11 protein-coding genes are annotated in these 14,430 nt (G+C 66.7%); 8 read left to right on the top strand and 3 right to left on the bottom strand.

Features of this window, described 5'->3' with window-relative positions:
- Positions 1-73 precede the first annotated feature (73 nt).
- On the bottom strand, positions 74-922 hold the full coding sequence (locus BLU54_RS06015; RefSeq protein WP_091906082.1) for a LysR family transcriptional regulator: 849 nt from the start codon (positions 920-922) through the stop codon (positions 74-76).
- Between the two features lie 91 nt (positions 923-1,013).
- On the opposite strand from BLU54_RS06015, the gene BLU54_RS06010 reads away from it, so the two are divergent.
- Together BLU54_RS06010 and BLU54_RS06005 are read left to right on the top strand one after the other, a co-directional pair.
- Positions 1,014-1,448: a tautomerase family protein gene (locus tag BLU54_RS06010; protein WP_139169517.1), complete on the top strand. Its 435-nt coding sequence runs from the start codon at positions 1,014-1,016 to the stop codon at positions 1,446-1,448.
- A gap of 316 nt (positions 1,449-1,764) precedes the next feature.
- Positions 1,765-2,115, top strand: coding sequence for a VOC family protein (locus tag BLU54_RS06005; RefSeq protein ID WP_091906080.1), 351 nt, complete (start codon positions 1,765-1,767; stop codon positions 2,113-2,115).
- Positions 2,116-2,278: 163 nt separating this feature from the next.
- Here BLU54_RS06005 and BLU54_RS06000 read toward each other — a convergent pair whose 3' ends face one another.
- On the bottom strand, positions 2,279-3,247 hold the full coding sequence (locus BLU54_RS06000; protein WP_328586104.1) for a DUF72 domain-containing protein: 969 nt from the start codon (positions 3,245-3,247) through the stop codon (positions 2,279-2,281).
- The gene (gene ppsR / locus BLU54_RS05995; RefSeq protein ID WP_091906078.1) at positions 3,244-4,059 is read right to left on the bottom strand and encodes a posphoenolpyruvate synthetase regulatory kinase/phosphorylase PpsR; all 816 of its coding nucleotides are present in this window, start codon (positions 4,057-4,059) and stop codon (positions 3,244-3,246) included. The genes BLU54_RS06000 and ppsR overlap by 4 nt, the downstream gene beginning before the upstream one ends.
- 337 nt (positions 4,060-4,396) lie before the next feature.
- Between ppsR and ppsA the strand changes: the two genes are divergently transcribed.
- The 6 genes from ppsA (at position 4,397) to BLU54_RS05965 (ending at position 14,271) form a co-directional block, all read left to right on the top strand.
- Positions 4,397-6,787, top strand: a complete 2,391-nt coding sequence (gene ppsA, locus BLU54_RS05990) for a phosphoenolpyruvate synthase (protein WP_091906075.1) — start codon at positions 4,397-4,399, stop codon at positions 6,785-6,787.
- Between the two features lie 203 nt (positions 6,788-6,990).
- Entirely contained in the window at positions 6,991-7,449 is a 459-nt protein-coding gene (locus tag BLU54_RS05985) for an NfeD family protein (RefSeq protein ID WP_091906073.1), read from the top strand.
- Between the two features lie 120 nt (positions 7,450-7,569).
- Positions 7,570-8,532 (top strand): SPFH domain-containing protein, encoded by a 963-nt coding sequence (locus BLU54_RS05980; protein WP_091906071.1) that lies wholly within the window; start codon positions 7,570-7,572, stop codon positions 8,530-8,532.
- Positions 8,533-8,890: 358 nt separating this feature from the next.
- Positions 8,891-10,162, top strand: coding sequence for a dicarboxylate/amino acid:cation symporter (locus BLU54_RS05975; protein ID WP_091906069.1), 1,272 nt, complete (start codon positions 8,891-8,893; stop codon positions 10,160-10,162).
- A gap of 388 nt (positions 10,163-10,550) precedes the next feature.
- Entirely contained in the window at positions 10,551-12,833 is a 2,283-nt protein-coding gene (locus tag BLU54_RS05970) for a sensor histidine kinase (RefSeq protein ID WP_170845043.1), read from the top strand.
- A gap of 55 nt (positions 12,834-12,888) precedes the next feature.
- A complete protein-coding gene (locus tag BLU54_RS05965; protein WP_091906065.1) occupies positions 12,889-14,271 on the top strand; it encodes a sigma-54-dependent transcriptional regulator in 1,383 nt (460 codons plus the stop codon).
- Positions 14,272-14,430: the final 159 nt, after the last annotated feature.

Below are 14,430 nucleotides of genomic sequence, written 5' to 3'. Positions count from 1 at the left end.
ATCGCTCGCGGTTCGACGGTCGCGGGGTCTTGTCGTTTGCACGCAAGGCTTCTCGTACGCCGCCGGTCGGGGCTCAGCCGGGGTGCGCGTCGAGCGCTTCCAGATGTGCCGCCATGCGCTGCGCGGCAAGGCCGGGTGCGCCCTTCGATGCGCCGCGTTCCACGATCGAATACGCGATGTCCGGCAACGGCGGCAGGCCCGTCTCCGCCAAGGGTGTCAGGCCCAGGCCCGGTTCAGTGCGGCACGCGATCCCGAGGCCCGCCTCGACCGCGGCGCGCAGTCCGTCAAGGCTCGGCGTGGTGAGTGCCACCCGCCAGGGCCGTCCCGCGGCATCGAGCGATGCCTGCGCCGCACGCAGGAACGGGCAGGGCGGCGCGATGCTGAGCAGGGGAACCACGTCGGCCGCGGCCAGTGCCGGAACACCGAACCAGGCCATCGGGAGCCGCTTGACCACCCGCCCGGCGAACGGCTCGCCAGCGCACAGCGCGAGGTCGATCCGGTCTTCGCTGATCGCCTGCAACAATTCCGCCGTGCTGCCGATGACGACTGCAAACGTGGCGTCCGGTGCGCCGCGCCGTATGTCCTCGAGCGTCGGTCGCAACACGGCGTGCACGAAGTCCTGCACGACGCCAAGCCGAACCACCGGCGCCTCCGTATCGGCGCCAAACTCCGCGCGGGCGGCATCGATGCGCGCGAGGATGGCGCGCGCGTGCACCAGCAGCAGGCTACCATCGTGGTTGAGCTTGAGCCCGCGGCCGTCGCGGTCGAACAGAGGCCGTTGCAGGATGCCTTCCAGGCGGGAGATCTGCAGGCTCACCGCGGACTCGCTACGCGCGATGCGCCGCGCTGCAGCGGCAAGCGATCCGCAGTCGATCACCGCAACGAAGCTGCGCAACAGCGGAGATGGGATGTCGGGAAGCATGAGAAAAACTCAATACTGCAGGGCAGCATAACCGCAGCATACCTTCGTTTTTCTCAAATAACATCGGCGTTCCCTCTCTCGGAGCACTACGATGCCTTTCGCCAGACTGACGCTGCAGCACGAACCGAGCGTGCAAACCCGACGCCTTGTCGCCGAGGCATTGACACAGTCGATCGCCGACCTGCTCGGCAAGCGATACGAACTCACTTCGGTGCTGATCGAAACCGCGCATGCCGGTGTTTGGACCGTCGGCGCGAGCGAGCCGCAAAGCGCGGCACATCTCGAGGTCCGCGTCACGGCCGGTACCAATACGCCGGCACAGAAACGCGCTTTCGTCGCGGCCGCGACCACGTTGCTACGTCGATATTTCGTGGATCTGCCGCTGGCCACTTACGTCGTGGTCATGGAAGTGCCGGGCACGGACTGGGGCTACGACGGTCGCACCCAGGCCGACCGCGCGGCCTCGACGGCAGATGCGACGTCGTTCGGGCAAGAGCCATCGCAGTGCCGGTGCCGGCCCCAGTAGCGCCGGCCACTGCTCGACCGCCGGCCCCGGCGGCGAGGCGGAGCGCAGTGCCATTGACCAAAGCGGCAACGCGCGGCCGGGCCGGCGACCCGACACGCAGCATCGGCCGCAGCATCGGCCGTGCTGTGCCAGCGTGGTGCTTTGCAAGTCGGCCGCCGCACCGATTTGCCTGCCACGCCTTCGATCGAGACCTGGATGGCTGCTTTCGGACCGCGACAGGGTCAGACGGTAACGAGACGGTAACGCGCGTTTGTGATCACCTAGGCGCGGATGCAATAAGATCCGCCTGGACAGCCTATTTTCAGGACGCGCTGACATGATCGTGAAGAGAATCATCGCCAATGTGGCCGCTGCGGATGCCGCGAAAGCGGACGCCTTCTATCGAGGCATACTAGGCTTGGACCTCGTCATGGATCATGGCTGGATCCGCACCTACGCTGCCGGCAGCGTGACGCCCGCGCAGATCAGTTTTGCGAATCACGGCGGCTCGGGCACGCCGGTGCCGGACTTGTCGATCGAGGTGGACGATGTCGTAGAGGCACTCCGTCGCGTACGAAGCGCCGGCCTCCCGGTCGAGTACGGCCCGGCCAGTGAGCCTTGGGGCGTGCTGCGGTTCTACGTCAGGGATCCGTTCGGGAAGCTCGTCAACATCTTGCAGCACGCCTAGGGGCGCGCTCCCGGCCTGGCGACGTTGACGGCGGTCCTCCTTCAATCGGAGCGGCGCGACTTGTGGAGAAACGCATCGATGACAGGCCGTCCGCAAGCGCGGCCGAGTCGTCTACGCCTAACACACAGGGCAGCCGCCACTATCGCCGCGCGAGCGCAGTCGCTCATGCCCAGCGGATTACGTCGCCGCCAAGGAGGCCCTTCAATGTCTTCGCGTTGCGTTGTCCCTGGTCTTCCCAGTTGTTGTTGAACACGACATGCGTGCGCTTGGCCCGCGCCGCCAGCTGTGCGACCCGCTCGGCCATCACGGCCAGCTCCTCGTCGCTGTAGTCGTAATTGAAGCGTTGCGACGCGCTGGTTGCGCCGCGCAGATTCCATGTGCTGGTGTTGCGGCCGTGCAGGCGCACCAGCGCCAGCTCGGGCGAGGTTGCCTCCCAGACGCTCGGCACGCTGTTCTGAAATCCCTGCGGGCTGTCGACCACGACGTTGACGAAGCCGCGTTCGGCGAGAAAGTCGAGCGTGTCGGCACGTGCCTGCGCGGTCGCGAACCAAGAGGCGTGGCGAAACTCCACGGCGATCGTCAGGCCCGGCAGTCGGGCCGCCACGTGATCGAGATGGGCGAGGGCCCGGTCGCTGCGCACTACCGTCGGCGCGAACTGGAAGTGCACGGCGCCCAGCTTGTCGGCCGCGGTCAGCGGCGCAAGTGCTTCCCGGAACGCTTCCCACAGCGCCTCCCGGGCCGTCACCGGCATCAGCTTGTACACCCAGTCGGACTGCGCCGGCAGCTTTTCGCGAATCGCCTTCGGCAGCACGGCGGACTGGGTACGGTGACCGGTGAACAGGCGGAACGCCTTGATGTTGAACGTGAAGCCAGGGGGCGTGCGCGCTGCCCACTGCGTCGCGCTCGCGACAGTCGGCAGCGCGTAATAGCTGGTGTCGATCTCGACCAGCGGGAATTGCGACGCGTAGTAGCGCAGCCGGGCCTCCGGCGAGTTCACGCCGGCCGGGTAGAAGCGTTTGCTCGCGATCAGCGAACGGTCGCTCCACGACGCAGTGCCGATCAGCACCGACGGCGAGGCCGGCGCGTCAAAACCGGCGATGTCGGCAGGCCCGCCCGACGCTGCGGTGCTCAATAGGTGGCCCGCTCGATCTTGATTTCCTGCAGCACGGTGGTCGCGATTTCCTCGATCGACTTGTGTGTCGAGGACAGCCACTTGATGCCGTTGCGCCGCATCATCTGCTCGGCCTCGTTGACCTCGTAGCGGCAGTTCTCGATCGCCGCGTACTTGCTGCCCGGCCGCCGTTCGTTGCGGATCTGGGACAGCCGCTGGGGATCGATCGACAGGCCGAAAAGCTTGTCCCGAAAGGGCGCCAGCCCGCTCGGCAGCTTGCCGCGCTCGAAATCGTCGGGAATCAGCGGGTAATTGGCCGCTTTCACGCCATATTGCATGGCCAGATAGAGGCTGGTCGGCGTCTTGCCGCTGCGCGACACGCCGACCAGGATCACGTCGGCGTCGGCCAGATTGCGGTTCGACTGACCGTCGTCATGCTCCAGCGAATAGTTGATCGCGGCGATCCGGCCGCGATATTCGTCGCTGTCGGCGTCCTTGTGACCGCGCCCGATCTCGTGGCTGGACTTGATGTTGAGCTCGATCTCGAGCGGCTCGACGAAGGTCTGGAACATGTCCAGCACCAGCGCGTTGGCGCCCTTGACGATCGAATTCGAGACGCTGTCGACCAGCGTCGTGAACACGATCGGGCGGCTGCCCTGCGTCTCGCCCGCCGCATTGATGCGTTGCGCCGCCTCGTAAGCCTTGTCCGGCGAATCGACGAACGGCACCCGCAGCAGCTTGAACTTCATATTGAACTGCGACAGGATCGAGTGCGCGAAGGTTTCCGCGGTGATCCCGGTGCCGTCGGAGACGACGAAGACGGTAGGGGGCATAATGGTCTGTCGGAGCAGTGCGGCGGAGCGCGCACCCAAGGGGTAGTTCTGCACGGTAGAATAGCGACAAGCTGTTGGGTAAGCAATTGCGTTGCGGCGCGATGGCTTACCCAACAGCTCCAAGGATGGGTGGCTGCCGGCGCCGCTAGGACGCCCGGCCCGCTGGCGGCATGGCGAGGACTTGCCGGCGGCTTCGTGGCAGCGCGAAGCCGGCTTGCCCGGTGCCCCATGCCCGTGCCGCATGCCCGATGTGCCGCAGGCGCCCGACAGGCGACGCGGTCGGCGCGGCACGACGCCCACCCGGAGCGAGGATTTTCTTACCTTTGGGACTTTTGTGATGACTCAATCGAATTTCGACGGCGCCTACGTCGTCCCGTTCGAACAGCTCCGCATGGGCGACGTCGACTCGGTCGGCGGCAAGAACGCCTCGCTGGGCGAAATGATCAGCCAGCTCGCCGACGCCGGCGTGCGGGTACCGGGCGGTTTCGCGACCACCGCGCTGGCTTTCCGCGAATTCCTGCAACACAACGACCTGACCGAGCGCATCGCCGCGCGTCTGAAGGGCCTCGACACCGACGACGTGAAGGCGCTGGTCGCCGCTGGCGGTGAAATTCGCCAATGGATCGTCGACGCGCCGCTGCAACCGCGTCTGGAGACGGAGATTCGCGAGCATTTCGCGAAGCTGGAAGCGGCATCCGAGACCGGCCTGTCGTTCGCGGTGCGTTCGTCGGCGACCGCCGAGGATCTCCCGGACGCGTCGTTCGCCGGCCAGCAGGAAACGTATCTGAACGTGGTCGGCATCGACGGCGTGCTCGAGACGATCAAGCACGTGTTCGCGTCGCTCTACAACGACCGCGCGATCTCCTACCGCGTGCACAAGGGCTTCGAGCATGTCGAAGTGGCGCTGTCGGCCGGCATCCAGCGCATGGTTCGCTCCGACGTCGGCGCCGCCGGCGTGATGTTCACGCTGGATACCGAGTCGGGTTTCCGCGACGCGGTGTTCATCACCTCGAGCTACGGCCTCGGCGAGACCGTGGTGCAGGGCGCGGTGAATCCGGACGAGTTCTACGTCTTCAAGAAGACGCTGGCCGACGGCAAGCTGCCGATCATCCGCCGCTCGCTGGGCTCCAAGCTGATCAAGATGGAATTCACCGGTCCCGGCGAGGAAGGCCGCGTGAAGACCGTCGACGTCGGTCCCGAGCAGCGCAACCGCTACTCGCTGGACGATGCCGACGTGATCGAACTGGCCAAGTTCGCCGTCATCATCGAGAAGCACTACCAGCGTCCGATGGACATCGAGTGGGGCAAGGACGGCCGCGACGGCAAGCTCTACATCCTTCAGGCGCGGCCCGAGACGGTGAAGAGCCAGTCGGCCGGCAAGGTCGAGCATCGCTACAAGCTCAAGGGCGCATCCACCGTGTTGACCACCGGGCGCGCGATCGGCCAGAAGATCGGCGGCGGTTCCGTGCGCGTGGTGCGCGATGCCAGCGAGATGGATCGCGTGCAACCGGGCGACGTCCTGGTGGCCGACATGACCGACCCGAACTGGGAACCGGTGATGAAGCGCGCCTCGGCGATCGTCACGAACCGCGGCGGCCGTACCTGCCACGCCGCCATCATCGCGCGCGAACTCGGCGTGCCGGCGGTAGTGGGCTGCGGCGACGCGACCGACGTGCTGAAGGACGGCGCGCTGGTCACCGTGTCGTGCGCGGAAGGCGACGAGGGCCGCATTTACGACGGGCTGTTGGAAACCGAAGTCAGCGAGGTCCAGCGCGGTGAACTGCCGACGCTGCCGCTGAAGGTGATGATGAACGTCGGCAACCCGCAACTGGCGTTCGATTTCAGCCAACTGCCGAACGCCGGTGTCGGCCTGGCCCGTCTCGAATTCATCATCAACAACAACATCGGCGTCCATCCGAAGGCCATCCTCGACTATCCAAACGTCGACGCTGACCTGAAGAAGGCGGTCGAGAGCGTGGCGCGTGGTCACGCGTCGCCGCGTCAGTTCTACGTCGACAAGCTGGCCGAGGGCATTGCGACGATCGGCGCGGCGTTCTATCCGAAGCCGGTGATCGTGCGCCTGTCGGACTTCAAGTCCAACGAGTACCGCAAGCTGATCGGCGGCACCCGCTACGAGCCGGAAGAAGAGAACCCGATGCTGGGTTTCCGTGGCGCGACCCGCTACATCTCGGAAGAGTTCGCCGAAGCCTTCGAGATGGAGTGCCGCGCGCTGAAGCATGTGCGCGACGAGATGGGCCTGACCAACGTCGAGATCATGGTGCCGTTCGTGCGCACCATCAAGCAGGCCGAGCTGGTCGTCGGGCTGCTCGAAAAATACGGTCTGCGTCGCGGCGAGAACGGCCTGCGTCTGATCATGATGTGCGAAGTGCCGTCGAACGCGATCCTTGCCGACGAATTCCTTGAATTCTTCGACGGTTTCTCGATCGGTTCGAACGACCTGACGCAGCTTACGCTGGGTCTGGATCGCGACTCTGGCATGGAACTGCTGGCGCGCGATTTCGACGAGCGCGACCCGGCCGTGCGCTTCATGCTGAAGCGTGCGATCGACGCCTGCCTGTCGAAGGGCAAGTACGTTGGCATCTGCGGCCAGGGGCCGTCCGACCATCCGGATTTCGCGGTCTGGCTGGCGAAGGAAGGCATCGCCTCGGTCTCGCTTAATCCGGACACGGTGATCGATACCTGGCAAGCGCTCGCAAAGCAACTGTAAGCAAGGTAAGCTGAGGGGCCGGTCGCGTCCGCGCGCCGATCCCTGCGCTTCGCCTGCTTCGTTGCTGCGGCGCAGCCGCAGTCCGTCTCCCGGTGCAGCCGCCGCCCGACAGGGAAGGGCGGTGCGCCGCGCCGAGCGGAACCGCAGGATCAGCAACCCGGCCATAGGCCGGGTTTTTGTTTTTTCGGACATGGAGGATTCCAATGCCCACTGTGCCTCACTGGATCGGCTGGGCGGTCGCCGCGGGCGTCCTGATCATCGCCGAGCTGCTCAGTGGCACGTTCTATCTTCTGATGCTCGCGCTGGGCGCCGGCGCGGCCATGCTTGCCGCGCTGTCCGGCGCCGGCCCGTCGGCGCAAGTCTTCGCCGCGGCGCTCGTGACGCTGGCCGGTGTCGGCTTGCTGACTGCCTGGCGCCGGCGGCGCGGCCGCATGCCGGCGCAGGCGCGGGCGAGTGGGGCTGCCGATACCTTCGACCTGGATCGCGGCCAGCCGGTGCAGGTCGCTGTCTGGAACGGACGTGCGGCACGTGCCCGGTATCGCGGCACCGAGTGGGACGTACGGCTGCTCAGCGGCGAGCCGCGCGCCGGGCGCTATCGCATTGCCGGCATCGACGGTCTGACGCTGCTGGTCGAGCCTGACTACGACCCGCGGGCAGGGTGAGCGCCCGTTGCGCGCGTCCTCATGCTTTGCCCTCGCGGCGACTGTCCGGCGACCCTGTCGCAGCCTGCCCCGCGCCGACAGATTCGTCCGCGTTCCCTTCTTCTCAACCCGGAGACCTCAATGAGCATCGTCGCGCTCGTCATCCTGCTCGTCGTGATCGTTCTCGCCGCCCAGACCATCAAGATCGTGCCGCAGCAGCACGCCTGGGTGGTCGAGCGGTTTGGGCGCTACCACGCGACCCTCACGCCCGGTCTGTCGATCGTTCTGCCGTTCATCGACCGCGTTGCCTACAAGCACATCCTGAAGGAGATTCCGCTCGATGTGCCGAGCCAGGTGTGCATCACGCGCGACAACACGCAGCTGCAGGTGGACGGCGTGCTGTATTTCCAGGTCACCGATCCGATGAAGGCATCGTACGGTTCAAGCAACTTCGTGATGGCGATCACCCAGCTGTCGCAAACCACGTTGCGCTCGGTGATCGGCCGGCTCGAACTGGACAAGACGTTCGAAGAGCGCGATTTGATCAACCGCAGCGTCGTGAATGCGCTCGACGAAGCGGCCGCCAACTGGGGCGTGAAGGTGCTGCGTTACGAGATCAAGGACCTGACGCCGCCGCAGGAGATCCTGCGCGCCATGCAGTCGCAGATCACGGCGGAGCGCGAGAAGCGGGCGCTGATTGCGGCTTCCGAGGGGCGCAAGCAGGAGCAGATCAACCTTGCCGCCGGCGCCCGGGAAGCCGCGGTGCAACAGTCCGAAGGCGAGCGGCAGGCATCGATCAATCGTGCGCAGGGCGAGGCGGCGGCCATCGTCGCCGTCGCCGAAGCCAATGCGCAGGCGATTGCGAAGGTCGGCGCCGCGATCGAACAGACCGGCGGCATCGACGCGGTGAACCTGAAGATCGCCGAGCAATACGTCGACGCATTCTCGAAATTGGCGAAGGCCGGCAATACGCTGATCGTGCCGGCCAACCTCGGCGACGTCAGCGCGCTGATCACCTCGGCGATGACCATCGTCAAGGGACAGCAGCAGGGGCCACTGGCCGCGTCGGCCGCATCCCGTCAGACGCGCGGCCCATTGTCTTGAATCCCGGACGGGCCGGCGCCGCGGATTCCGGAAAACCGGACGCGCGGCGACCCCGCGGCCCGCTCCGCCGCTTGCCCGAAGCGCCTGAAGGCCCGCCCCGCCTGGGTTTGAGGCAGCCGGGCCGCACCGGGCGCGCTTGGCACCGCTCTTGCGAATGAGCCCGCGCCGCACAGGCCGACCGAAAAGAGGGCCGCGATCAGCGATCGCAGGCCTCAGCCACGACGGAGACACCTTCCTCCCGCCGCGTTGCCTGCTGCCACCGTTCACGGTGGCAGCGGTATTCGGTTCGGTTGCCGCGTGAAGCGCACCGCGAAAAATCGTTCGCGGTTGCCATAACCATCACAAGACCGGAGCCAACGTGAAAAAGCCTTTCTACCGGATCCTGTACGTCCAGGTACTGATCGCGATCGTACTGGGCGTACTGCTCGGACATTTCTATCCCAAACTGGGTGTCGACCTGAAGCCGCTCGGGGACGGCTTCGTGAAGCTGATCCGCATGGTCATCGGTCCGATCATCTTCTGCACCGTAGTGACCGGGATTGCCGGCATGCGGGACATGAAGAAGGTGGGACGCGTCGGCGGCAAGGCGTTGCTGTATTTCGAGATCGTGTCGACGTTCGCGCTGATCATCGGCCTGGCCGCGACACACCTGCTCAAGCCGGGCGCCGGCTTCAATGCCGACATCTCGACGCTCGACACCAAGGCGATCGCGGGCTTCGAAGCCAAGGCCCACTCGCAGAGCACGGTCGACTTCCTGATGAACATCATCCCGAACACGATTTCGGATGCGTTCGCGAAGGGCGAAATCCTGCAGATCCTGCTCGCGGCGCTGCTGCTGGGCACTGCGTTGTCGCACATGGGTGATCGCGGCAAGCCGGTGATGGACTTCATCGACGGCATTTCCGCGATGTTCTTCCGCGTCGTGCACATGATCACCAAGCTCGCGCCGATCGGCGCGTTCGGCGCGATGGCGTTCACCATCGGCCGCTATGGCGTGGGTTCGCTGGTGCCGCTGCTCAAGCTGGTCGGCACTTTCTATCTGACCGCCTTCCTGTTCGTGTCGATCGTGCTCGGCATCATCGCACGCGCCGTCGGCTTCAACATCTTCCGCTTCGTCGCGTATATCAAGGAGGAAATGCTGATCGTGCTGGGCACCAGCTCTTCCGAAGCCGCGCTGCCGCAGTTGATGGAAAAGCTCGAGAAGCTCGGTTGCTCGCGTTCGGTGGTCGGCCTGGTCGTGCCGACCGGCTATTCGTTCAACCTGGACGGCACCAACATCTACATGACGATGGCCGTGCTATTCATCGCGCAGGCTACCAACACCGACCTGACGTGGACGCAGCAGCTGACCCTGCTGGCCGTGACGATGCTCACCTCGAAGGGCGCGAGCGGCGTGACCGGCGCGGGCTTCATCACGCTGGCGGCGACGCTCGCGGTGGTGCCGACGATTCCGATCTCGGGCATGGTGCTGATCCTGGGCGTCGACCGCTTCATGAGCGAATGCCGCGCGCTGACCAACATCGTCGGCAACGGCGTTGCAACGGTCGTCGTCTCGGCCTGGGAGCGGGAGCTGGATCGCAGCAAGCTGGCGGCTGCGATGGGTCGCCCGACCCAGCCTGTCGAGGTATGATCCGGGGCGCCCGTGCAGCGTGTGGCCCGGGCGCGGATCGACGGCCGCCACGGCGGCCGCCGTATCGAAGAAGGGCGGCACGGACGGGATCATCCGCCGGCCGCGTCGCCAGGCTGACCGTGTCGCGTTGGGTTGCGCGCCGCCTGTCGTTTGCCGTGTGCGTTCGACCAACGCGCGGCTTCTATGCGCGACCGGTGGATGCGATTCGTATGCGGCAAGCTTTCGGTTGCGAGCGCCCGGCGAGGCCGAGCGTGACATCCTGTCCGTGAGCGCACGTCGCGTAGCGCACAGCTGAGGACCGGAGCGCCGCGCCACCCCGGTGATATGGCGCCGCGGCGGACCACCGCGACGCCCGAATGCAGCTTCTCACTTTCTCGCGCTGCCGATCTTGAAATCCACCCTGCTGCGCCTGTGCACCGTCGGCATCGCGATCGCGACAATCTGCTGGCTGGCCTGGTCGCTTGCCTGGCGACAGGGTGTCGGCGAGCTCAAGCGCCAGTCGCTGGCTCGCGCGACGGTGATCGCATCCGATCTCAATACAACGCTGGAGCGCTACCGCGCGCTGCCATGGGTGCTCGCGCATCATCCCTACGTCGAACAGCTGGTGCAGGCGCCACCCGCGCCGGGCGCCGTGGCGCAGGCGAACGCCTTCATGAGGGCGCTGGCCGACCATGCGCATGTGATGGCCGCCTATCTCGTCGACGCGCAGGGCGTGTGCATCGCCGCCAGCAATGCGGGCGACGCGGCGAGTTTCGTCGGTCGTTCGTTTCGTTATCGCCCCTATGTGAAGGATGCGCTCGCCGGCGGGCGTGGCCGTTTCTTCGGCATCGGCACCACCAGCCGCGAAGCCGGTTATTACCTGTCCGAACCGGTGGTGGTCGATGGTCGCGTGGTCGGCGTCGCCGTGGTGAAAATCGATCTGGACTGGCTGCAGCGCGACGACGGCACCGGCCCGTTGGCGGTGGTCGATCAGAACGACGTGGTGGTCCTGTCGACCGTGCCGGCCTGGCGCTACAGTTCGCTCGGCCCGCTGCCGGCCAGCGCGGCGCGCCAGATCGTCCGCACCCGCCAATACGCGGAGCGCGACTTGCCAGCGCTGCCCTGGCGCACGCTGGAGGCACTGCCGGACGGTGGACGCATCGTCGCGGTCGGCAACGGTCCAACGTATCTTGAATATCGTCAGCCGGTCGATCTGCCGGGTTGGCGCCTGCAGACCATGACGCCGCTCGGGCCTGCCCGGCTGCGCGCCGGCGCGGCCGCCTTCCTCGCCGGGTGCGCGGCGTTGACGGCGCTGTTCATCGGGCTCTATTGGCGCCAGCGGCGGCAGCGGCTGCGGGCGTTGGCGCTGTCGCGCCGCCGCCTGAAAGCCGCTTATGCCGCGATGGAGGAGCGGGTCCGCGAACGGACCGCGGAATTGTCCGCGACCAACGATCGCCTGCGTACCGAGGTCGCCGAGCGCGACAGGGCCGAACAGGAGTTGCGGGACGCGCACGAAGAACTGCTGAAGGCCAGTCAACTTGCCGCGCTCGGACAGATCTCCGCCGGCCTGACGCACGAACTGAATCAGCCGTTGACCGCCCTGCGCAGCTACTCGGACAACACGCTGGAACTGTTCGAGCGCGGCCGCCTCGACGCGGCGCGCGACAACCTGCGTGCCATCGCGAGTCTTGCGGAACGCATGGGCAAGATCACGAATACGCTGAAGGTGTTTGTCGGGCGCAATCGACAGCCCGCCGACTGTGCCGATCGTGCGAATCCGCTTGATGCCCTGGTTGAAGCAGCGTCGCTGCTGGCGCCGCGCTTTGCCGCGCGGCCGGGGCGCGAGCCGGTGTCGGTCACCGTGGTGGTGGCGCCGGGCGTAAGTGTCTCGCTCGACGCATTGCTCGCACGCGCGGTCGACGACGCGCGTCAGGCCGCGCCGCTGTTGGCATGCGACGCGCTGCGGCTCGAACACATTCTGATCAATCTGCTCGGCAATGCGCTCGACGCGATCGACGCCATCGAGCCGGGCCGCGCGGAAGCCAGTGGCGTACCCGCCGCGAGCGTACCGCTCGACCCGGCACGCGCGTCCGAAGCGCGCCTGCACGACGCGGGACCGCGGCGCGGGCGGATTGCGGTGAGCTTCCATGTGCGCGGTGCCGGCGAGGCGACGGACATCGCGCCGTCGAGCGAGAACGCGCCGGCCGCACCACTCCTACCACCCGCGGCGCTGGCGGGGCACCGCCCATCGCTCGCGCTGTCTGCCGTCGCGCGCCCGGTACCGACGTCCGACGGCGATTACGCGGGCAGTGAGGCCTGCGGCGGCGAGGCGGTGCGAGCTGCGGCCCTTGCAATGGCCGACATGCCGCCGGCTGGCGACGGCCTGCATGCGGACTGGGCCGAGGGCGAGGGCTGGCGTGCCGGTCTGGCCGGCCGAGAGGCGGTGACGATCGTCGTCGACGACGATGGTCCCGGTATCGATCCGGCCATTCGCGACCGTCTCTTCGCGCCGTTCTTCTCGACCAAGGCGACCGGCGTCGGCATGGGACTCGGACTTGCGATCGTGCAAGCGCTGGCGGCCGATTGCGGCGGGCATATCGCGCTGATGCCGAGCCGGCTCGGCGGCGCCGCCTTCGCCTTGACCTTGCCGATCGCGCCGCGGCCGGCGAATGACGAGGCAGCGCAGCGTTAGAATGGCAGCTGTCCCGGACCAGCTGGAACCGGCCGCGGCATCAATTTCGGATTGCATGGAACACGACACTCGCATCCTGCTCGTTGAAGACGATCCGCACGTGCGGCACGCGGCCGCGCAGAGTCTCGAACTGGCCGACCTCGACGTCAGCGCGCATGCCACGGCCGAGGCTGCGCTCGCCGAACTCGACAACGGCGCGGTCGACGGCGTGGCCGTGATCGTCAGCGACGTGCGTCTGCCAGGCATCGACGGCTTCGCGCTGCTCGACCGGGCGCGCGAACGCGATCCGGACCTGCCGGTCATCCTGATTACCGGGCATGGCGATGTCGCAATGGCGGTCAGCGCGATGAAGGGCGGCGCGTACGACTTTATCGAAAAGCCGTTTTCATCGGAGCGATTGCGCGAAGCGGTGGCCCGCGCGGGCGCGCAGCGCGGTCTGATCCTGGAAAACCGGCGGCTGCGACGCGAATTGGCGCAACGACGCGCCACCGGCTCGCTGCCCTTGATCGGGACGAGCGCCGCGATGGAGAAGGTGCGCCGGCTGGTCAGCAACGTCGCGGCGACGGACGCACCGGTGCTGATCGTCGGCGATACAGGCACGGGCAAGGAGTCGGTCGCACGGCATCTGCATGATCTTTCGGTTCGGCACGACAAGCCATTCGTCGCGTTGAATTGCGGCGCGGTGCCCGAGACCGTGTTCGAGTCCGAGTTGTTCGGTTACGAAGCGGGCGCTTTCACCGGCGCCGCGAAGCGGCGCGTCGGCAAGCTCGAATACGCTTCGGGCGGCACGCTGTTTCTCGACGAAATCGAAAGCATGCCGCTCGCGCTGCAAGTGAAGCTGCTGCGCGTTTTACAGGACGGCGTGCTCGATCGCCTGGGCTCGAACCAATCGGTGAAGATCGACGTGCGCATCGTTGCCGCTGCCAAGGGCGACATGCTCGCGCTGGTGGAATCGGGCGTGTTCCGACGCGACTTGCTGTACCGCTTGAACGTCGTCACGGTGGCGATGCCGACGCTGGCCGAACGGCGCGACGACATCCTGCCGTTGTTCGAGTATTTCGTCGCCGATGCCGCGATACGTTACCAGCGGGCGGCGCCCGAGCTCGGCGCGGCGCGTCGCGGCGCGCTGCTGGCCGCGCCGTGGCTCGGCAATGTACGGGAGTTGCGCAATGCCGCCGACCGCTTTGTGTTGGGCGTTGACGAAGCGCTCGACGCTGCTGCGATGCCGATCGACGACGGTTCCGCGCCTTCGCTGAAAGATCGTGTCGAACGTTTCGAGAAAGGGGCGATTGCCGACGCGCTCGCGCAATGCAAGGGCTCGGTGAGCGCCGCGGCTGAGCGCTTGCAGCTGCCGAAGGCGACGCTGTACGAAAAGATCAAGCGCTATGCATTGCACGGCCGGCCGGACAGCGTGGACGAGGGCCGCGCGAGCATCTGACCGGCGCCTGCCCCGGACCGAACGCGAGCCCGCGCATTCGTGAGTCCGCAGGGCGCGTGCAACCGGAAGCAGGGGCGATGCTTCCGGGCGCCTGTCACGCCTGGACAGCTGCTGGAGCGCGCAAGCGCTGCCGCTTATCAATGCCGCTATTGATGCCGC

Origin of the sequence: Chitinasiproducens palmae, assembly GCF_900095735.1 — a bacterium.
GTDB classification, from domain to species: domain Bacteria; phylum Pseudomonadota; class Gammaproteobacteria; order Burkholderiales; family Burkholderiaceae; genus Chitinasiproducens; species Chitinasiproducens palmae.
Note: the sequence above shows the minus strand (reverse complement) of the source record. Positions and strands in the feature narration are given on the sequence as shown.

Coding starts and splice junctions, on each gene's coding strand:
- BLU54_RS06015 (WP_091906082.1), bottom strand. CDS start 922: ATGCTTCCCGACATCCCATCTCCGCTGTTGCGCAGCTTCGTTGCGGTG.
- BLU54_RS06010 (WP_139169517.1), top strand. CDS start 1,014: ATGCCTTTCGCCAGACTGACGCTGCAGCACGAACCGAGCGTGCAAACC.
- BLU54_RS06005 (WP_091906080.1), top strand. CDS start 1,765: ATGATCGTGAAGAGAATCATCGCCAATGTGGCCGCTGCGGATGCCGCG.
- ppsR (WP_091906078.1), bottom strand. CDS start 4,059: ATGCCCCCTACCGTCTTCGTCGTCTCCGACGGCACCGGGATCACCGCG.
- ppsA (WP_091906075.1), top strand. CDS start 4,397: ATGACTCAATCGAATTTCGACGGCGCCTACGTCGTCCCGTTCGAACAG.
- BLU54_RS05985 (WP_091906073.1), top strand. CDS start 6,991: ATGCCCACTGTGCCTCACTGGATCGGCTGGGCGGTCGCCGCGGGCGTC.
- BLU54_RS05980 (WP_091906071.1), top strand. CDS start 7,570: ATGAGCATCGTCGCGCTCGTCATCCTGCTCGTCGTGATCGTTCTCGCC.
- BLU54_RS05965 (WP_091906065.1), top strand. CDS start 12,889: ATGGAACACGACACTCGCATCCTGCTCGTTGAAGACGATCCGCACGTG.